At 34.0% G+C, this 18,442-nt stretch carries 13 protein-coding genes; 8 read left to right on the top strand and 5 right to left on the bottom strand.

Features of this window, described 5'->3' with window-relative positions; all coding sequences use genetic code 11:
• Positions 1 to 57 precede the first annotated feature (57 nt).
• Both ACKXGF_RS12520 and ACKXGF_RS12515 read right to left on the bottom strand, forming a co-directional pair.
• Complete coding sequence (locus tag ACKXGF_RS12520) at positions 58 to 2,640, bottom strand: SH3 domain-containing protein (RefSeq protein WP_411954045.1); 2,583 nt, start codon at positions 2,638 to 2,640, stop codon at positions 58 to 60.
• A gap of 204 nt (positions 2,641 to 2,844) precedes the next feature.
• Positions 2,845 to 4,041 (bottom strand): O-antigen ligase family protein, encoded by a 1,197-nt coding sequence (locus ACKXGF_RS12515; RefSeq protein ID WP_411954044.1) that lies wholly within the window; start codon positions 4,039 to 4,041, stop codon positions 2,845 to 2,847.
• 78 nt (positions 4,042 to 4,119) lie between these two features.
• Here ACKXGF_RS12515 and ACKXGF_RS12510 point away from each other — a divergent pair, with 78 nt between their 5' ends.
• Together ACKXGF_RS12510 and ACKXGF_RS12505 are read left to right on the top strand one after the other, a co-directional pair.
• A complete protein-coding gene (locus ACKXGF_RS12510; RefSeq protein ID WP_411954043.1) occupies positions 4,120 to 5,307 on the top strand; it encodes a CDP-glycerol glycerophosphotransferase family protein in 1,188 nt (395 codons plus the stop codon).
• Positions 5,308 to 5,436: 129 nt separating this feature from the next.
• Entirely contained in the window at positions 5,437 to 8,106 is a 2,670-nt protein-coding gene (locus ACKXGF_RS12505; protein WP_411954042.1) for a CDP-glycerol glycerophosphotransferase family protein, read from the top strand.
• Between the two features lie 137 nt (positions 8,107 to 8,243).
• Here the strand turns inward: ACKXGF_RS12505 and ACKXGF_RS12500 are convergent, their stop codons facing one another.
• The 3 genes from ACKXGF_RS12500 to ACKXGF_RS12490 are packed head-to-tail and all read right to left on the bottom strand — an operon-like array spanning position 8,244 to position 12,305.
• A complete protein-coding gene (locus ACKXGF_RS12500) occupies positions 8,244 to 9,395 on the bottom strand; it encodes a glycosyltransferase family 4 protein (RefSeq protein WP_411954041.1) in 1,152 nt (383 codons plus the stop codon).
• A 2-nt stretch (positions 9,396 to 9,397) separates the two neighbouring features.
• Positions 9,398 to 10,888 (bottom strand): murein biosynthesis integral membrane protein MurJ, encoded by a 1,491-nt coding sequence (murJ, locus tag ACKXGF_RS12495; protein WP_411954040.1) that lies wholly within the window; start codon positions 10,886 to 10,888, stop codon positions 9,398 to 9,400.
• Positions 10,881 to 12,305, bottom strand: a complete 1,425-nt coding sequence (locus ACKXGF_RS12490) for an O-antigen ligase family protein (protein ID WP_411954039.1) — start codon at positions 12,303 to 12,305, stop codon at positions 10,881 to 10,883. Before ACKXGF_RS12490 ends, murJ begins: the two co-directional genes overlap by 8 nt.
• A gap of 40 nt (positions 12,306 to 12,345) precedes the next feature.
• On the opposite strand from ACKXGF_RS12490, the gene ACKXGF_RS12485 reads away from it, so the two are divergent.
• The 6 genes from ACKXGF_RS12485 (at position 12,346) to sat (ending at position 18,442) form a co-directional block, all read left to right on the top strand.
• Positions 12,346 to 13,089 carry a WecB/TagA/CpsF family glycosyltransferase gene (locus ACKXGF_RS12485; protein WP_411954038.1) on the top strand — a complete coding sequence of 248 codons (744 nt, stop codon included), beginning with the start codon at positions 12,346 to 12,348 and terminating at the stop codon, positions 13,087 to 13,089.
• A 6-nt stretch (positions 13,090 to 13,095) separates the two neighbouring features.
• On the top strand, positions 13,096 to 14,199 hold the full coding sequence (locus tag ACKXGF_RS12480; RefSeq protein ID WP_411954037.1) for a glycosyltransferase family 4 protein: 1,104 nt from the start codon (positions 13,096 to 13,098) through the stop codon (positions 14,197 to 14,199).
• A gap of 123 nt (positions 14,200 to 14,322) precedes the next feature.
• Positions 14,323 to 15,381 (top strand): glycosyltransferase family 4 protein, encoded by a 1,059-nt coding sequence (locus ACKXGF_RS12475; protein WP_411954036.1) that lies wholly within the window; start codon positions 14,323 to 14,325, stop codon positions 15,379 to 15,381.
• Between the two features lie 184 nt (positions 15,382 to 15,565).
• Positions 15,566 to 16,375, top strand: a complete 810-nt coding sequence (locus tag ACKXGF_RS12470) for an ABC transporter permease (protein ID WP_411954035.1) — start codon at positions 15,566 to 15,568, stop codon at positions 16,373 to 16,375.
• Between the two features lie 15 nt (positions 16,376 to 16,390).
• Positions 16,391 to 17,188 carry a teichoic acids export ABC transporter ATP-binding subunit TagH gene (tagH, locus tag ACKXGF_RS12465; protein WP_411954034.1) on the top strand — a complete coding sequence of 266 codons (798 nt, stop codon included), beginning with the start codon at positions 16,391 to 16,393 and terminating at the stop codon, positions 17,186 to 17,188.
• A 96-nt stretch (positions 17,189 to 17,284) separates the two neighbouring features.
• Positions 17,285 to 18,442: a sulfate adenylyltransferase gene (sat, locus tag ACKXGF_RS12460; RefSeq protein ID WP_411954033.1), complete on the top strand. Its 1,158-nt coding sequence runs from the start codon at positions 17,285 to 17,287 to the stop codon at positions 18,440 to 18,442.

Genomic DNA, 18,442 nt, shown 5'->3' with positions numbered 1-18,442 from the left:
ATCTTTGCTAAACATAAAAAAGGGTAAGTGAGTTTAACTCACTTACCCTTTTAGTAACTATTTAATATAATTCACAAAATCATTGGCAATCCATCCTGTTTTGCCATTTCCATAATTTATGTTGACCCAAGTATAATTAGTATCATTTAAATCTGCTTCTTTTTCAATGATATTTTGGTTAGAATTGGTTTCAACAACATAGAATTTCCCTTCGGTAACATTATCCCCAGTATCGTCACCTGCAGGTTTCTTTCTAATATTGACTGTTTGTCCTTCTTGAACTTGTATTAAGTTGATAATATTGACATAGTCTCCATGAACCCAACCTTCTTGGCCATCATATTTTACATTTAACCAGTTTCCACCGTTATGACCAAGTACACTGATCTCAGAACCATTCGGTATGCCTCCGATTCGGTCTCCATTAGGTTGATCTCTAAAGTTCAAGCCAGTGTTACCTGTATCAGTAATACCGACAACACCTTTAGGATAATCATAGACTTCCACTGAACCATCAGGAGAATCAGAAGGTTGTGAAGGTTCGGAACCTCCAGAAGGTTCTGTAGTAGAACCAGGTTGGTTAACAAATTTAGGTACGTCGTAAATTTGTACGAAATTATCCAGCATGTCGTAATAATCGGAAATTAATGCAGTCTGTAATTCCGCCCACTGAACATGCGTGGCATATTGATGAACACCTGGGTTTGCTGGGTTCCACCTCATTTTATATAATGTATCTTGTCCATCGTTTACATAGTTTTCACCTATAAATTTAGCACCACCGATGATAGCTTGTTCAGGGGTGAACCAACCTTCTTCATAGGCTCTTTTTGCCCCACAATTCTTCGCACAATCATCATAAGCACCAATACCATACATGTTATAAACTGTTTTTCCGTTGTGTTCAATGCCTTGAGCTAATTCTGATCCGCCATTGCCTGTTTCATGTAAAGCATGTGCAATTAAATAAAGTTCGTTAATGTTATAGGTATTAGCACCTTGTATAAATGAAGAACCAGTATTAGCTAGAGTACCCTTATTGTACAGTATCTTACTATTAAGTTCCGATGCCCTAGCTCCAGTGGGTTGCGATAAAACTAAAAATTGTAGATATTCATCTGTTCCACGCTCGTAGTTTGACGGATTTGCATAATATTCAACTTCTTCTCGAGAAGCATCTATTCTGCCTCTACCATCTGACTTTGGTGATCTTCTCATTTGTATATCTACCATGTTATTAAAGTCTATATTGTAATTAGTAGTTTCATAGAGAATGTCCGTGTTTATATCTTCACGATGAAAATATGCTTTTCGCCACTTACCACTATGATAGACTTCAGCTTCATACCAATTTTCAGTGAAACTTTTTACACGAAGACTAGAGTTTTTGGAATAGGTTCTCCATGCTTTTGAATTTTGAGATGCTCTTGAATAAGCCTTTGTTGGCGATTTTAATGCAATAGCATTTAACGATTTTTGATTATCTGTAGCATTTTCTACTTGGTCAGTTTTAATATAAACTTTTTTCTTGTTACCATTCACAAAATTAATTGCTTCATACCATTCTTGACTAAAGGATTCGTAATAAAGGACTGAACCTTCTTTGTATGTTTTAACTGCAGCTGAATTAGTGGTTGGCTTAGAATAAGTATTTGTGTTGCCATTAATTGCTATACCGTTGAGGAGTTTTTGTTCATCAACAATATTATCTAATTTGTTTTTAAGTATATAAACTGTTTGCCATTGACCATTTTTCCAAATTTCAGCTGTATGCCACTGACTACTGAAAGATTCATAGTGTAGGATACTACCCTCTGAATATGATCTTAACCCATTAGAACTTGTAGATGGATCAGCATAAACGGTAGTGTCATCAAGCGCTACACCTTTAAGTTCAGTAGAATCTTCATAAAGTTTATCTATATGATTATTATGAATATAACCAGTGACAAAGCGGCCATTCTTATAAACTTCAGCTCTATACCAGTTAGAGGTGTAAGATTCGAAGTGAAGAATGTGTCCTTCATTATAAGATTTTAATGCTGAAGCATTAGTGTTAGGTGATGAAAAGACTTTTGTATTACTTTTTTGTGCAATACCTTTCATGTTTTGTGGTTCATTTGTTGCTGTTTCAACATGATTAGCACTAATGTAGCCTGTTTGCCATTCACCATTTCTATAAACTTCAGCACTAAACCAATTAGAAGTGAACTTCTCGTAGTATAGAACGCTGCCTTTATTATACGACTTTAGGCTATTAGATGAAGTAGAGGCTTTAGAAAATATTTTAGTTTTATTCTTTAAGGCCACTCCTTGTTGCAAAGCAGGTTCTTGAGTAGCTTCTTCTACATCCCCAGCATAAATGTATCCATCTTTCATACTACCATTGACATAAACAGACGCACTATACCAATTTGAAGAATGCTTTTCAAAATAGAGTATTGATCCTTTTGAGTAACTTTTTAGTGTGCTTGACCCTTGACTAGTGTCTGCATAAATATTAGTCGGAGCATCAGTAGCCACACCTTGTAAAACCTCTTCTTCAGCGGTGATTGTTGATGTATAACTCAACATAATCCCAATCAACAATATAATTATTACTGAGACAAAAGTTAATTTTTGCTTTCTAAGTATATTCACTTAAAATCCTCCATTTAATAATTCTTAGGATGTTTAAGGAAAGGATTTTGTGAATATCATATTAAATAGATTACTAATTTAAATAATAAATGTTATTTAACCGACCAAGTTACTATACAATCAATCAGACCTCCTTGTATGTATAGTAAATGCTAGAGTCATGATAGCATAATAGACTATGAAATACTATCCGTTTTCTCTAAATTATGACAAAAGTCTATATTTTTTGAGAGCTACACTAATGCCAATAGAAACGATCATCCAATGTATTAAACCCATGACAGGATATTGATAATAAAAGGTCATACTGGTGTTTTGATGAATTAACATACCAAGAAAGAAAAATGATGACCATTGAACAATATGAGAATTTATGTTTAGATGATAAAATTTCCAAAAAATTGTTAGAAGTATTATAAAAGCCAATACACCAAAAAGACCGCTCTCTAAAAAAACTTGAACATATTGATTGTGCGTATGAACATAATTACTACCATTAACATATTCTTTAGGTGTGACACCAACAAAGTGTCCAATCCAAGGTGAATTCAAACCGTACTCAATAGCTGAGCCCCAAATTTCTTCTCTGCCAGAAAAGAAGGACTTACCAAACCATTTTTGTGAGAGTTCATTTAGTGAGTTAGCATATTCTGAGTTTGATAGATATGTGTAACTAATAATAAATATAAAATTAAAAGATATAACCACATGGAATAAATAATAATAAAGCTTCTGACTATATTTAACTAAAAGCCAACTGAATAATATAATTGCAATGCTTAATAATACAGAACGAGTGGTTGTTGTATAAATTAAAAATAAGTTAATAAAAATGCTTAGAACAATTAGAGTGAATGTAACCTTTCGACTAAAAAATTTAATAGAAGTTATCTGAAAAAACAATAAAAAGTACAAGAAAAGGCCAGTGACATTAGAATTAGTAAAAAAACTAGTGAATCGATAAGTGGGGTATCCTTCAGTAATCCAATCGAAAAAGAATAAGGTTAGTATGATGATCGATGTAATCCCCATAATTCTAAAGTGGTTTGGAATCCAATTAATTTTTGTAATAGATAATATAAAACAGAAAGTTAGAAATAAAATTAGTAAAGTTGTATCTTCAGTAAAATTCTTGTTGAAGATATGTGTTATAGTATACGAAGTAATTAATAATCCAAAACCGATGTAAATACTTTTAAAATTTCTATTGATACCTCGATTTATTAAAATGTCGTATAGTACAATAAATACAGATAGATATAAAACCCAAAGACTGGTTTCTCGACCTAGCTCTCTGTAGGGCTCAAAGGTCATTAAACCTAAAACATTAAAAAGTAATAAATAAAAAACGGTAAATCCAAATAGTTTATGTATAATATTGACTTGATTGTAGTTGATCAATCTTGAACCTCCTTAGTGTGGAATACAACATAAGTTACATTATAAAGGATATAAGAAATTTTTGTTAGGTGGAAAGTTATGAAAAAAATTAAACAATACTTTAACCAAGTAATTAAAGGTAAGACAGCATTGAAATTGTACCGTATTGTGTTTCAAATGATTGGGCTTTTTCCTAAAAAAAATAACTTAGTTATATTTGAAAGCTTTCATGGGAAGCAATTTAGTGATAATCCTCGCGCGATTTATGAATACATGGAGAAAAACTATACTGAAGTAAACTTAATTTGGAGTGTCGATAGACGACATACTCAATTGTTTGAGAACCTAGAACTACCTTATATTAAGAGGTTTACATTCAAATGGTTTTGGTATATGCCTCGTGCTAAGTATTGGGTGAATAACGTTAGAACACCTAATTGGTTGCCAAAACCAAAGAACACAATTTTGCTTCAAACATGGCATGGTACTCCCTTGAAAAAATTAGGGGCTGACATAGAAGAAGTTCAAATTCCTGGAACAAATACTGAGAAATATATTAAGAATGTTTTCAGTAACGCGAATCAATGGGATTATTTAATATCACCTAACCGTTATTCAACCACAATTTTTGAAAGGGCGTTTGATTATACTGGACACATTATTGAAAGTGGCTATCCAAGAAATGATATTTTAATTAATCATTCGTTAAACTATGCTGATCAAATAAAAAAAGACTTAAATATTGACCTAGAGAAAAAGGTTATTTTATATGCACCTACTTGGAGAGATGATGAATATTACAGTGTCGGTAATTATAAATTTGATATAAAATTAAATTTAAAACAATTACAAGATCATTTCGGTGATAGATATATCATTTTGTTAAGAATGCATTATTTAATTTCAGATGTGCTTGATCTATCGGGTTTTGAAGAATTTGTTATAGATGTCTCAAGCTACACAGATATAAGAGACTTATATATTATTTCTGATGTGTTAATCACTGACTATTCTTCAGTATTTTTTGATTATGCTAATTTGAAACGACCAATTATTTTTTATGCCTATGATATAGAAAAATATAGAGAAACATTAAGAGGCTTTTATTTTAATTTGGAAGAAGCTCCAGGTCCAATTACTAAAACAACTGAAGAAGTAATTCATCAGATAAAAAAATTCGAGCAAAGCAAAGTTTTGGGTGAAAAATTTGAGAGTTTCTATCAAAAATTTTGTTATCTTGAAGATGGAGGCTCGACTCAGCGTGTAGTGAGTCGTTTCTATGAATAGAACTTTTTCCCTCTATAAAAAGATCTTGTTGTCAGAATCTAATTATATTACCTGAGAGGTGCAAAATTATATATTTAATACCTTTAAAACTGTAAAAATGGTTACTTGTGTAAGGGGTGTGTCAACCAGATGAATCAAACAAAACATGAATTCAAATTTTCTATTATTATTCCTATTTATAATGTAGAAGAATATATAGAAGACACAATAAATAGTATTATAAATCAGAGTTTAAGTTTTAAGGAAAATGTTCAAATTATTTTAGTTAATGATGGTTCTCCAGATAATAGTGAAAAAAAATGCTTAGAATTTAAAAACCTCTACCCTAATAATATATACTATTATAAAAAGGAAAACGGGGGCGTCAGTACAGCTAGGAACTTTGGTATGAAATTTGCTGAAGGTGCTGTGGTAAATTTTTTAGATTCTGATGACATCCTTCATGAAAATACCTTAAACAGTGTTTGGCAAATGTTCGAAAAAGAAAAACAGATCAACTTGATTAGTTTGCCAGTTTATTATTTCGAAGGTAAACAAGGAGAACATTTTTTAAACTATAAATATACTGATGATCAAGTTATTGATATATATGACACTCCTTCTAACATCCAGTTTCACGTTAGTAGTTCATTTATAAGATTTGAAAAAGCGACTATGTTCTCATTCGATCCAGAGATAAAGTATGGAGAAGATGTTGAATATGTAACAAAGGTTATTCTGGAAGATGGTAAGTTCGGTGTGTTGAAAAGTGTGCCTTACTATTATCGCGTGAGAAATTCTGAATCATCAGCAATGCAGTTAAAAAGTCATGATTTAAATTCCTTCTCACAAAACATCGATAACCTTGTAACTAAAATTCTTAACCAATCTCTAAATAAATTTGGTGAAGTAATTCCATATGTTCAATATGTCATTATGTATGAATTGCAATGGAAGTTTAAGACAAAATCATCCTTGTCCACTTTACCTAATAAAGAAGACTTAATAGCATTTTTTGATAAAGTGAGAAAAGTATTGGATTATATTAATCCAAAGGTTATTTTAGACCAAAGATTTGTTGATTTATATATCAAGCTGTTTATTATTCAAATTAAATTCAATGAACCTTTCGAGCAGTTACTTAAATACGAAAAATCTAAACAGAATATTAATTTGAAAGTTTTAGGTCATAAAGTACATGATTTAAGTAAAGAACGGCTTTACATTGATTTGGTTGACATAAACCAAAACCAACTCCAAATTGCTGGCTATATTAATTCTCCATTCCAAAATGAAATTAAAATCACAGCTAATTTAGGAAAAAAGCAGTTTGAAATACCAATAATAAAAAGACCGCATAAGAATGTTTCTTCATGGGGTTATACTTTAAATAATGCATATGGTATTAATCTTAATCTTCCAATCGAGAATCTAAAAAAATATAAAAAACTCACATTTAATATTGAAGTTAATGGAATTAAGAAGAAGTTAAAATACTCATTTACAGGTAAATCAAGACTGAAAAAGAGTCATCAAAGTTATTATGCTAAAGACTCATTAGTACTAACAGGAACTAAAGACGATATTGTAATTACACGAAATACTAAGAAGAATTTATTCAAGAAAGAATGTCGACGTTTGGCTGAAATATATCAAAATGTTGATCTATCCACCACAATAAAAAGGTTTTCGTTCAATTTCTTGGGTTTATTTTATAAAAAGCCTATCTTTTTATTTATGGATCGATCTCATCAAGCTGATGATAACGCTGAAGTATTATTTAATTATGCGAATAAGCAGTCTGACCGTGTTAATAAATATTTTATTATCTCGAAAGACAGTCCTGATTATTTAAAAATGAAAAAAAGAGGTAAAGTAGTAAAATACTATTCGTTTAAGCATCAAATGTTATTAACACAAGCTACACAAGTTATTTCCTCTCATTTTGATAATTACTTGTTTAATCCGTATCAAGATGCGAGAACACATTTTAAAGATTTGTTAACGTTTGATTATATTTTCCTGCAACACGGTATCTTAAAAAACGATTTATCACACTGGCTAAATAAATTTAATAAGAATATTAAACGTTTTATTGTATCTACTGAGATGGAACGAAGGGTTCTCTTAGATGATACCTATGGCTATTCTGAGAATGAAATAGTATTAACCGGTTTACCTAGATTTGATCGTCTATTTAATGATCATGTAAATAATCAGATTTTAATTATGCCAACATGGAGAACAACTCTTCGGGGAGAGATTATGGCAGATGGTAGAGTCACTTATAACCGGGATTTTATAGAGTCAGATTACTTTAATGGTTATAATAATCTAATTAATCATCCAGAATTAATAGAATTATTAGCTAAATATAACTATAAAGCTCTGTTCGTATTGCACCCTTCGTTAGATTCTCAAATCCAAGATTTTCAAGATAATGAGTATGTACAAGTTGTTACTTCAAATCAAATACAATATCACAAAGAGTTTAAACGTTCCTCTTTGCTAATAACAGATTATTCTTCTGTAGAGTTTGATTTTGCTTATTTAAAAAAACCTATTATCTATTATCAATTTGATCAAGACAAATTTTATTCTGAACATTACTCTGCTAGCTATTATAATCACCAAAAACATGGTTTTGGTTCAGTAGTTACAGACAATGAAGGGCTATTAAGTGAACTTGAAAACAAGTTTAAGAACAATTTCGAATTTGAACATGTCTATGCTAATAGACTGAATGAATTTTATTATTATAATGATCATAATAATAGTTATCGTGTATACGCTGAGATGATGAAACTGTTAGATAATTGAAAATAATATATGGAAAATAAGTAGGGGTTTACTGTTGTGAACGTTCAGGTATTATTAGGGTTTATCTGAATACAATATCTAGTGAAGAAATATTGTAAACTCAATACTTTATTTTAAATAATTTTGTAATTCATGACTTATTCATAAATCTCTAACATGCTTCCAGCACTAGCTAGATGGGAATGGTTTTTATCAATATATTTTCGTGCATTTTGTGCTAAAATCGTTCCGTAATTAGGGTCATTTAATAAACTCAAAACTTGTTCAGCCAAATCGTGCTCATTTCTATTTTCAAACAACAATCCATTTTCTTGGTGTTGGATCAGCTCTTTTAAGCCCCCAACTGCACCAGCTATGACAGGCTTACCTGCTGTCATTCCTTCTAATGCAGCAATGGATGTTGCTTCTTCAACACCTTTTGCGTGAATGCTCGGGATTAATACAATATTAGCTAACTTGTATAAACCAATGATATCTGAATGCGGAACAGAGCCAAGAAAAGTAATATGAGAGCTTACGTTTAATTTACTAGCGACTTGTTTTAATGTGTCGATTTGCTCGCCACTTCCGGCGTAAACTAATAATGTATTGGGAAATTGTTTTAAAATTTTAGGTAATGCGAGAATGGGGTAGATTACCCCATTTTTTTCTGTTAAACGTCGGGGAACTAAAAGAATCGACTGATCATTAGGCAAATGATAGGTTTGTCGTACTTGATCAATCTCCTCAGAACTTATATTAAACAAGCTAGAGTCCACGGAGTTATGAATCATATGGGTTCCTCTACCTGATTCGGACTGAACATATTCTTTTAAGCGTTGGTCGACACAGACAATGTCATCAGCGCTTAGATAAGCTTCTTGTTCGTGAAGTTTCGCTTGATGGGCTTCTGGTGATTGATCTTTTATAGCCCCTCGACTCGTTGCTTCATAGGTATAGTATCCATGAACAGTTTGTACGGTTTTAATGTTGAAATCTTTGGCAGCAAGTGTTGCGAAGATATCTTGTGTATTAACAACATCATATCCCTGGTATATTTTTGTGAGTTCCTTTATTAACCATTTCATACGTTGTCGGTCACCAAATAATTGCCCTTTACCTTTGTTCAATCGTTTGATTAGAAACGTTAAACCTCGAATAAACAACCTATTTCTATTTAGGCAATCAGACCATGATAAGATATCAACGTCATGACCATGTTCGATCAAACCTTTTTTGAACGTCGTAATATGGGTTGAAAGGCCACCTTCGTGCGGATAATCGAATATTGTTGTAATTAATATTTTCATATTTATAATCCTTTCAAATAATGCCAAGTTTTGTGAATTATTTGTTTCATGACGCCATAAAACAAAGCAAAAGTAATCACAGATGTAATGGAAATAGTGATAAAGTCGCCATTTTGATAGTAAGGTCTAGCCAAATAAATAACATAAGCTATCATGATTAAGCTTAAAACTGCTCTTATTAGTATAGGCCAATTTAACAAACCATAACCTTTCGAGATTAAATAATAAAAGTAAACAGCTTGAAACAACATTGAAAGTGTTGTGGCCAAAGCAATTCCATTAATCGATAAAAGCGGTGCCAAACTAATACTGCCAATTATATTAATCAGCACACCAATAACACTGACTTTAGCGATGGTCTTATAATCTTTCACTATATAAAAATGCTGAGTAAAGTATTCTCTTAAAGCAATAAATAATAATCCTAACGTGTAAAAGATAAATGCATAGCTGGTGCGCTGAGTCGCATTGGCATCAAAAGCTCCTCTTTCATACACCATACTCACAAGATGAGACGCTTCCAATAGCATCACAATCATAAAAGGTATCGAAGTGAGTAAAATGAGTTTGAAACCTGTCGATATAAATTTCTCGTAGTTGGCCTGGTTATGCTGAAATGCTTGTGTTAGTTTCGGGAAAATGATTGTGGTAATCGGAATCAATAAAATGCTCAACGGAATCCAAAGTAACCGATAACTATAGTTTAATGCCGCTATGCTTCCTTCTTCTAAAAATGAAGCGACTAAACGGTCAACCAAAGTATTTAGTTGTAATGCCATAGTCGCGATTAATATTGGAATCATCGGTTTTAATAATTTGAAACTATTAATTAATTGTTGCTTGTCCCATTTTCTAAAATATAAGCGTTTGTTTGGTATATTGATCCATTGAATGGTGAACTGTGATATACCACCGATTAAGACGGCAACCGCAAGACTATATAAACCTAGATAGGGATGTAATAGCATAATCATTAAGACGACCAAAAAGTTATTAACGACAGGGCCGACAGCCGGAATCGTGAATGATTCGTGCGCATGGTAGATGATTTGTGAAATGGAAGCCATAGTTAAAATAATAACTAATGGTGATAAGAGTGATGTAAGATAGGCTGCTGATTTTACTTCACTACTACTAAATCCAGGTGCAATTAGCTGAATCAAAGGCTGACTACCGACTAAAATAAACGCAGTGATGATACAGGCAATAATCAGAAATAGTTGGATAAATCCTTGTAGTATTTTATGAGCTTGATCAGATGATTGCTGCATGTTTTCAATGGTTAAGGGTAAGACGCGCCCTCTAGCTGTCGATCCAATAACCGTAAAGGCAATCGTTGGAATTATGAAAGCTACATAGAATAGATCAGCAGCAATTGATGTACCAAAATAATTAGCGATAATCGCTTCTCGTACAAAACCGAGTAGCTTGCTCACAATGGATAATGAAGCCACTAACCCAAATGCTTGAAATATTGAATGACGTCTAAACATGATGCATCACTCGTATACGTGACAACAAAATTCCTAGCAGACTGTAAAAGTACAGCATAAAAGACTTATCTTCTAACAAATTGTAATAAAGGCAGCCTGTTAATAGTGTTGCTATAATCGAAATCATTAATGATTTCTCGTTTTTACTCAAGTTGGGTAAAGTCTGTCTTAATAAGCTAATGACAAACCATAACAATATTAGGGTCCCAACTATCCCTGTTGCGACTAAAATATGAATATATTGATTATCTGTATAGATATCGTCTGGAATATTATAATCATCATATATTGGCGATGAATAATGAAGAGTTGCGGCATCACCGAAAGTCCCAAATCCTGTGCCGAACAGAGGTTGATCCTCAAAAATTTCCAATCCCTTTATCACAATATAAATCCGCCCCCATTCAGTGCTTGCCTCGACCGTTTCGCTAGAAAACATGGATTTAAAACGACTGATAAAACTTGAACCATCTTGATCAACTTCTTCTTTATCCTCAGTGACTTGCTCTTTGGTTGTCTCATTTTGATGGTTTATTTGATGGTCCGCAAATGACACTAGTGAACCTAATAAGAAAAGACTTAGCAGAACGGCCAAACTCAGTCGTTTAATAAATTGAAGATTTCTTGATACGATGACGTAAATCAAGAAACCAATGATCATAGCAAGAAATGCCCCACGAGATCCAGTCAAAGTTGCCGTGTAGAAAATGATCATTTGCGCACTTAATAAACTGATTTTGCCTGTTTTTGCATCAGGCCTGATCCAAAACGATAAGAAAAACACGATTAATAAGTAATTGGCTAAGACATTTGGATTTGCTAATGTTCCGTATACACGATCAACATTCACACTCGACAAATTCCATTCTTGCCATTCGGATGGAATTAAGATTGTTCTTGAATATAATTTTTCAATGATACCGTGGAGACTAATTAAGACCGAAGTAATAATCGACCATGTTATAATGGGATAGAAATCTTTGCGTTTCCATATTTGTATGGCGAAGATCGCGACTAATAAGGTGAGCACACCCAGTGCTCTTAGTTCAATGGCAATAGCAGTATATGTAACGTCATGTATTAAAGCTGCTATACTTCCCAATAACAGAAATACGAAGAAGTAGATGAATGGTTGTAATGGTTTTAACTTCCACCATATATGATGCCTGTTAACCACTAGAACCTTTATGAACGCCGTAATGATAATCGCGTCACCCAATAACAATAATCCCGAATTGAATGTGGTTAAAAGTGGGCGTAATGGATAATAAATGAATAGAAAGGCAACCATGATTTTGTCACGAAAAATCGTTGCAATTATAGCAATCGACGTATAAACTACGCCTAAGATAGGATTAGATACGAAATAGCTGAGTGAAAGAAGAATTATAAATATAATAAAGAAGTTAAGCCGCATATTAAACACTCCACTGCACAATACATGAAAGGAAATGACTATGAGTACAGACCAATATGTTCATATATTAGACATTCCGTTTATAAACACAACAAAAGAACAGTTTATTGCTCAACAAGTATTGCCGGCATTAAACCAAAATATACCCTTACATATCGTGACGGCCAACCCTGAGATTGTGATGAATGCACATCAGAATCCGCGCTACCATCAAATTGTTAAGGAAGCGGATTATGTAGTTCCAGATGGGATTGGAGTTATTATGGCTTCAAACCTGATTAATAATCGTCTGAATGAAAGAATCCCTGGCATTGAATTATTCGAGCGAATGTTGGAAGTTGCTCACGATCATAATAAGTCAGTGTATTTTTTAGGCGCTAAGGAAGAGGTCGTCGAACAAGCCGTAACGAATATTCAATATCAGTACCCAGAATTAAACATTGCGGGTTATCATCACGGGTATATTGATATTCATGATCAGAACGTTTTTGACGAGGTTAAAACGAAACAACCCGATTTTATTTTCGTAGCACTTGGTTTTCCGAAACAAGATGAATGGATTCATGAATATAAGGGAAGAGTAGGGAAAGGTATACTAATGGGAGTTGGAGGTAGCTTTGATGTCATGGCTGGTGAATCAAAGCGAGCACCTAAAGCATGGATCAAGTTAAATCTTGAATGGTTATATCGATTGATTAAACAACCATCGAGGTTCATTAGAGTGCTAAAGTTACCGTTATTTCTAATTAAGGTCTTATGGGGGAAATATATCAAAAAAGGTTGATCCCCATTGCGTATCCTTCATTTAAATGCAGGGAATGAAACAGGTGGGGGCATGCATCATATCTTATCCCTTCTATCACAATTTGACCGAGGTGAAGTCGTGTTAGGTGTATTTGAAGAGGGTGAAATGTTAAGGCGTGCCCAGGATTTAAATATTGAAACGGTTTTGTTTAAGCAAAGTAAGCAACATGATTTTAGCGTATTGTCTGATTTAGTGAAATTCATTAATCAAAACAGCTTCTCCTTCGTTCATACTCACGGACCACGAGCAACGTTTTTGATGGCTTTAATGAAGTGGGCCATTAATCCTCCATTGCTAACGACGATTCATAGTGATCCTCGCCATGATTTTTTGGAAAAAGGTTTAAAAGGTAGAATATGTTACTACTTGAATCGACTGTCGTTTAAAGCGGTCGATCATTTTATCGTTGTCTCGTCCAAATTTTCCAAGCTTATGCAAAATCAATATAAAATTCCCCAAACAAAAATTTCCACCATTTTAAACGGCATAAATTTCAACGTTCAATACGAACCTTATAGTAAAGAGGAAATGGGTTTTGACAAAAACGCTATTTTGATTGCTATGGTGGCAAGGATTGAGCCTGTTAAACAACCGTTATTAGCCATTAAAATGATTGAAGAAGTTATTAAGGAACAGCCTAATGTACGTTTAATGATGATTGGAACGGGTATATACAAAGGAAAAGTCGAACATTACATTAAGCAACACAATTTGACAGAGTATGTTTATTTATTAGGCCATCGAGACGATGTGCAACGATTGATTGTTTCATCTGATTTACTGTTGCTCACGTCTAAAAGCGAAAGTTTCCCATTAGTATTATTAGAAGCGGCTCGCGCAAAAGTTCCGATTATCACAACAGATGTGGGCGATGTAAAAAAATTAATTCCTAGTACAGAATATGGTTGGGTTGTCAATCAAGATAATCAAGCGATTACTGAAATAGTGCAACAAGCTATCAAGGCAACAACAGATGGTACAGGTAAGAAGAAAGCGAAACTTTTGTATCAATTTGCTTCGTCTAAATATTCATTGAAACAATTTAGTGATTCCGTACGTCAAATATATGAAAACGTTAAGATTTTATAGCCCCAACAACATTATTAACGGATGACTTGAAAAAAATGTTATAATAAGGACTATTAGTTAAACACATAAATATGTTAAAATGATGTTCGGTATTTTTATGTTATACACAAGAAGGTGACCACAGTGACGCAAGAATTAATAATTATATTCCTATCAACGTTTGCATTAGCGGTGATAGTGACACCTTTAATTATAAAATTAGCCAAAAAATATAATCTCGTCGATTGTCCAAATGATCGGAAGAAACACAATGGTTCAATTCCACTAATGGGCGGATTGGCGATTATTATCCCTGTCTTAATTATGGGAATCATATTGCAACCTGAAAGTGAACACATGCTAGGAATCGTTGTAGGTGGCTCGCTAATTATCATAGCTGGTGTCTTAGATGACATCTTGTCGTTAAAACCACTCACGAAGCTAGTCATCCAAATTGCAGCTGCTGTCATTGTCATGTCATCTGGTTTAATGATTGAAGCATTGACAGTTCCGTTTATGGGTCATGTTGATTTAGGAATTTTAAGTTATGCAGTAACTTTATTTTGGATTATTGGTGTGACGAACGCTCTTAATTTAATCGATGGTCTCGACGGACTAGCGAGTGGTGTTGCAGCGATTGCTTTCGGAAGCATTTTAGTTATGGCTATTAGTGACAGCACAACAGTTGTGATTTACTTAAGCATCTTGTATGTCGCAAGTTTGTTAGGGTTTTTAGTTTACAACTTTTACCCTGCGAAGATCTTCTTAGGCGACACAGGTTCACTATTTATTGGTTATTCACTAGCTGTTATTTCAATGCTCGGTTTATTTAAAAATGTAACAGTGTTTAGTTTTATCGTACCAATTATGGTATTGATGATTCCAATATTTGACACGCTATTTGCGATTATTAGACGGACAATTAATAAGCAACACATTATGACCGCTGATCGTATGCATATCCACTATGTACTATTGGGATTAGGTTTCGGTCATCGGAATACTGTGTTAATTATTTATGCATTTAGTATCATGTTTGGTGCTTTAGCCATTATCTTTACGAACGCAACGATGATTTTGTCGTTAATTATAATGGGTTTTTTAGTAGTAACTTTACACTTCCTAGCAGAACTAACAGGACTTGTTTATGGCGGGCGAATGCCGATTATTCGACGGCTTAAGAAGTTAGTGAATTTAAAGTAATGTATTAAGAACTACGTGCATTAAGAAAGATGGTACACTAGTATCATCTTTTTTATGTGTAATGCGACATTTTAAATTGCGGGTTGAAAAGGATGAATCTAAAAACGTATTGCGTTATATGCAAATATATAAGATAATACACATTGTTTGTAGTACTTTGAGATGTTAGAAAGTGGGAATCATTATGCGATCGGCATTCACTGTTTTATTTGAACAGCTTAAATATTTTTATTTAGTACGTCGACTATCATTATACGAAATCAAAAGTAACACATCCTCAAACTATTTAGGGATGGCATGGGAACTCATTCAGCCTGCAATTCAAATCGCAATATTCTGGTTTGTATTCGGTTTTGGGATTAGAGGTAGAGCGCCAATTGGTGATGTCCCATTCTTCCACTGGATGTTAGCAGGAATCGTCGTTTGGTTTATGATTAGCCAAAGTATTCTTAAAGGAACGAAATCGATCTATTCCAATGTACGAATTCTGTCCAAAATGAATTTTCCGATGAGTGTCATTCCGAATTATCATATTTTTGCGCAGTTATATCCACATCTTGTGTTACTCGGGTGTGTATTAGTGCTTATGCAGTTTTTGGGATATGGGGCTAGTCTGCATTATCTCCAGTTGCCTTATTATTTATTTGGCACATTAGCGATTTTGTTTAGTATAACGTTAATTACGTCAACCCTGGCTACCATTGCGCAAGATGTTCATAAGTTTATTCAATCCATCATGAGAATGTTATTATATTTATCGCCAATCTTGTGGCCACCACAAACGCTTGACCAAGACTGGATTGTAACGATTATGAAGTTGAATCCGTTTTACTATATCATTGAAGGCTATCGTCAAGCGATATTAGGTAATGGTTGGTATTTCATTGATCAATGGGAGTATACGCTTTATTTCTGGGGCATCACAATCGTTCTATTTATTATGGGATCCTACTTGCATGTGAAATTCAGAAGACATTTCGTCGACTTTATATAAAATGGGTGTGTCTATATGAGTAAAACCGTAAAGCTGAATAATGTAACAAAACGTTATAAATTATATGGTCGGAAACTAGACCGATTACGTGACTTAATTATCCCAGGTAAATCCTATGGTAAAGATTTTTACGCTGTAAATGGTGTGAGCTTTGAAGCAGGACAAGGAGATATCGTAGGCTTTGTAGGGGTTAATGGATCAGGTAAATCAACGCTTTCGAATATTATTGCTGGTGTAATTCCGCAAACCTCTGGTGAAGTAGAAGTCAATGGACAAGCAGCTTTAATCGCAGTTAATATTGGTTTGGACCGTAAATTGACAGGTCGTGAAAACATTGAGCTGAAACTGTTAATGTTAGGTTTTAATAAAAAGCAAATCAGAGAGCTCGAGCCTGATATCATTGAATTCTCTGAATTAGATCAGTTCATTGATCAACCAGTTAAATCGTATTCCAGCGGCATGAAATCTCGCTTAGGCTTCTCAATTTCGGTGAATATTGATCCTGATATTCTCATTATTGACGAAGCACTTTCAGTCGGAGATAAAGCCTTTGCTGAAAAGAGTTTGGCGAAGATGAAAGAATTCAAAGAAGCAGGGAAGACGATGTTTTTTGTCAGTCACTCCATCGGGCAAATGCGATCATTTTGTGAGAAAGTATTATGGTTGGAATACGGCCAAGTGAAAAGGTATGGACCTGTCAATGAAGTATTGAATGAGTATGAGGAGTTTTTAGAGCAGTATAAACACATGACTAAGAAAGAAAAAAATAAACATAGAAAGCAAGCATTAAAACGACAAAACCTAGCTGAATAATTGTAGAATTCTGTTGTTTATATTCGTTTTTCTTATGTTATAATTTATTAGAGTATAAGAAATAAAGTCAATTTGGAAACTAAGCAGGAGGTAACTATGACACAATTAATTGCAGCTCATGGTGGCGAATTAGTAAATCGTGAATTAGCCGCTAATGAGCGTGAACAAGCTTTAAAAGAAGCAGCTAGTTTAAAAGTTTTAGAAGTGAATGATTGGGAAGTATCTGATATCGAGTTAATCGGTATTGGTGGTTTTAGCCCATTAACTGGTTTCATGGGCAAGGAAGATTATGAAAATGTTGTTCGTCAAACGCGTTTAGCTGATGGGACTGTTTGGAGTATTCCGATTACGTTGTCTGTTACGAAAGAAGAAGCTGACAAGTACCCGATTGGCGAGACAATCGCGCTTAAGGGTGCTGACGGCATGATTTATGCGACGTTAAACGTTGAGGAGAAGTTCGAGGCTAACAAAGAGGAAGAAGCGAAGAATGTATATGGGACAACTGATAAAGAGCATCCAGGCGTAAAGAAATTATTCGATCGTGGTGATATTTACATAGGTGGTCCGATTACGCTATTGAATCGACCAAGTCATGGCGAATTCGAGAAATTCTATATGGATCCAGCTGAAACTCGTCAAATGTTCAAAGACTTAGGTTGGAAGACGATTGTTGGTTTCCAAACACGTAATCCGGTACATCGTGCGCATGAGCATATTCAAAAAACGGCTCTAGAAGCTGTTGATGGCCTTCTATTAAATCCGTTAGTTGGTGAAACTAAGTCAGATGATATTCCAGCGGATGTTCGTATGGAAAGTTATCAAGTTATTTTAGATAACTATTATGTGGATGAGCGTGTTCGTTTAGTTATTTATCCAGCGGCCATGCGTTATGCTGGTCCTAAAGAAGCGATTTTACATGCGATTGTGCGTAAGAACTTTGGTTGCACACACTTTATTGTCGGCCGTGACCACGCTGGTGTAGGCGATTACTATGGCACATACGATGCTCAGCGATTCATTGAACAATTCGAAGATGAATTAGGCATGACGATTTTTAAATTTGAACATGCTTTCTATTGCACGGTTTGTGAGAATATGGCTTCAGCTAAGACATGCCCTCATGATAAAGAGAACCATGTGCATTTAAGTGGTACGAAAGTTCGCGAGTTACTCCGTAATGGCGAGCGGCCACCAAAAGAATTTTCAAGACCAGAAGTAGCAGATGTACTGATTAAAGGTATGAAGCAAGTATAA

The sequence above is a fragment of the Alkalibacillus sp. S2W genome (assembly GCF_046764385.1).
GTDB lineage: Bacteria > Bacillota > Bacilli > Bacillales > Alkalibacillaceae > Alkalibacillus > Alkalibacillus almallahensis.
Note: the sequence above shows the minus strand (reverse complement) of the source record. Positions and strands in the feature narration are given on the sequence as shown.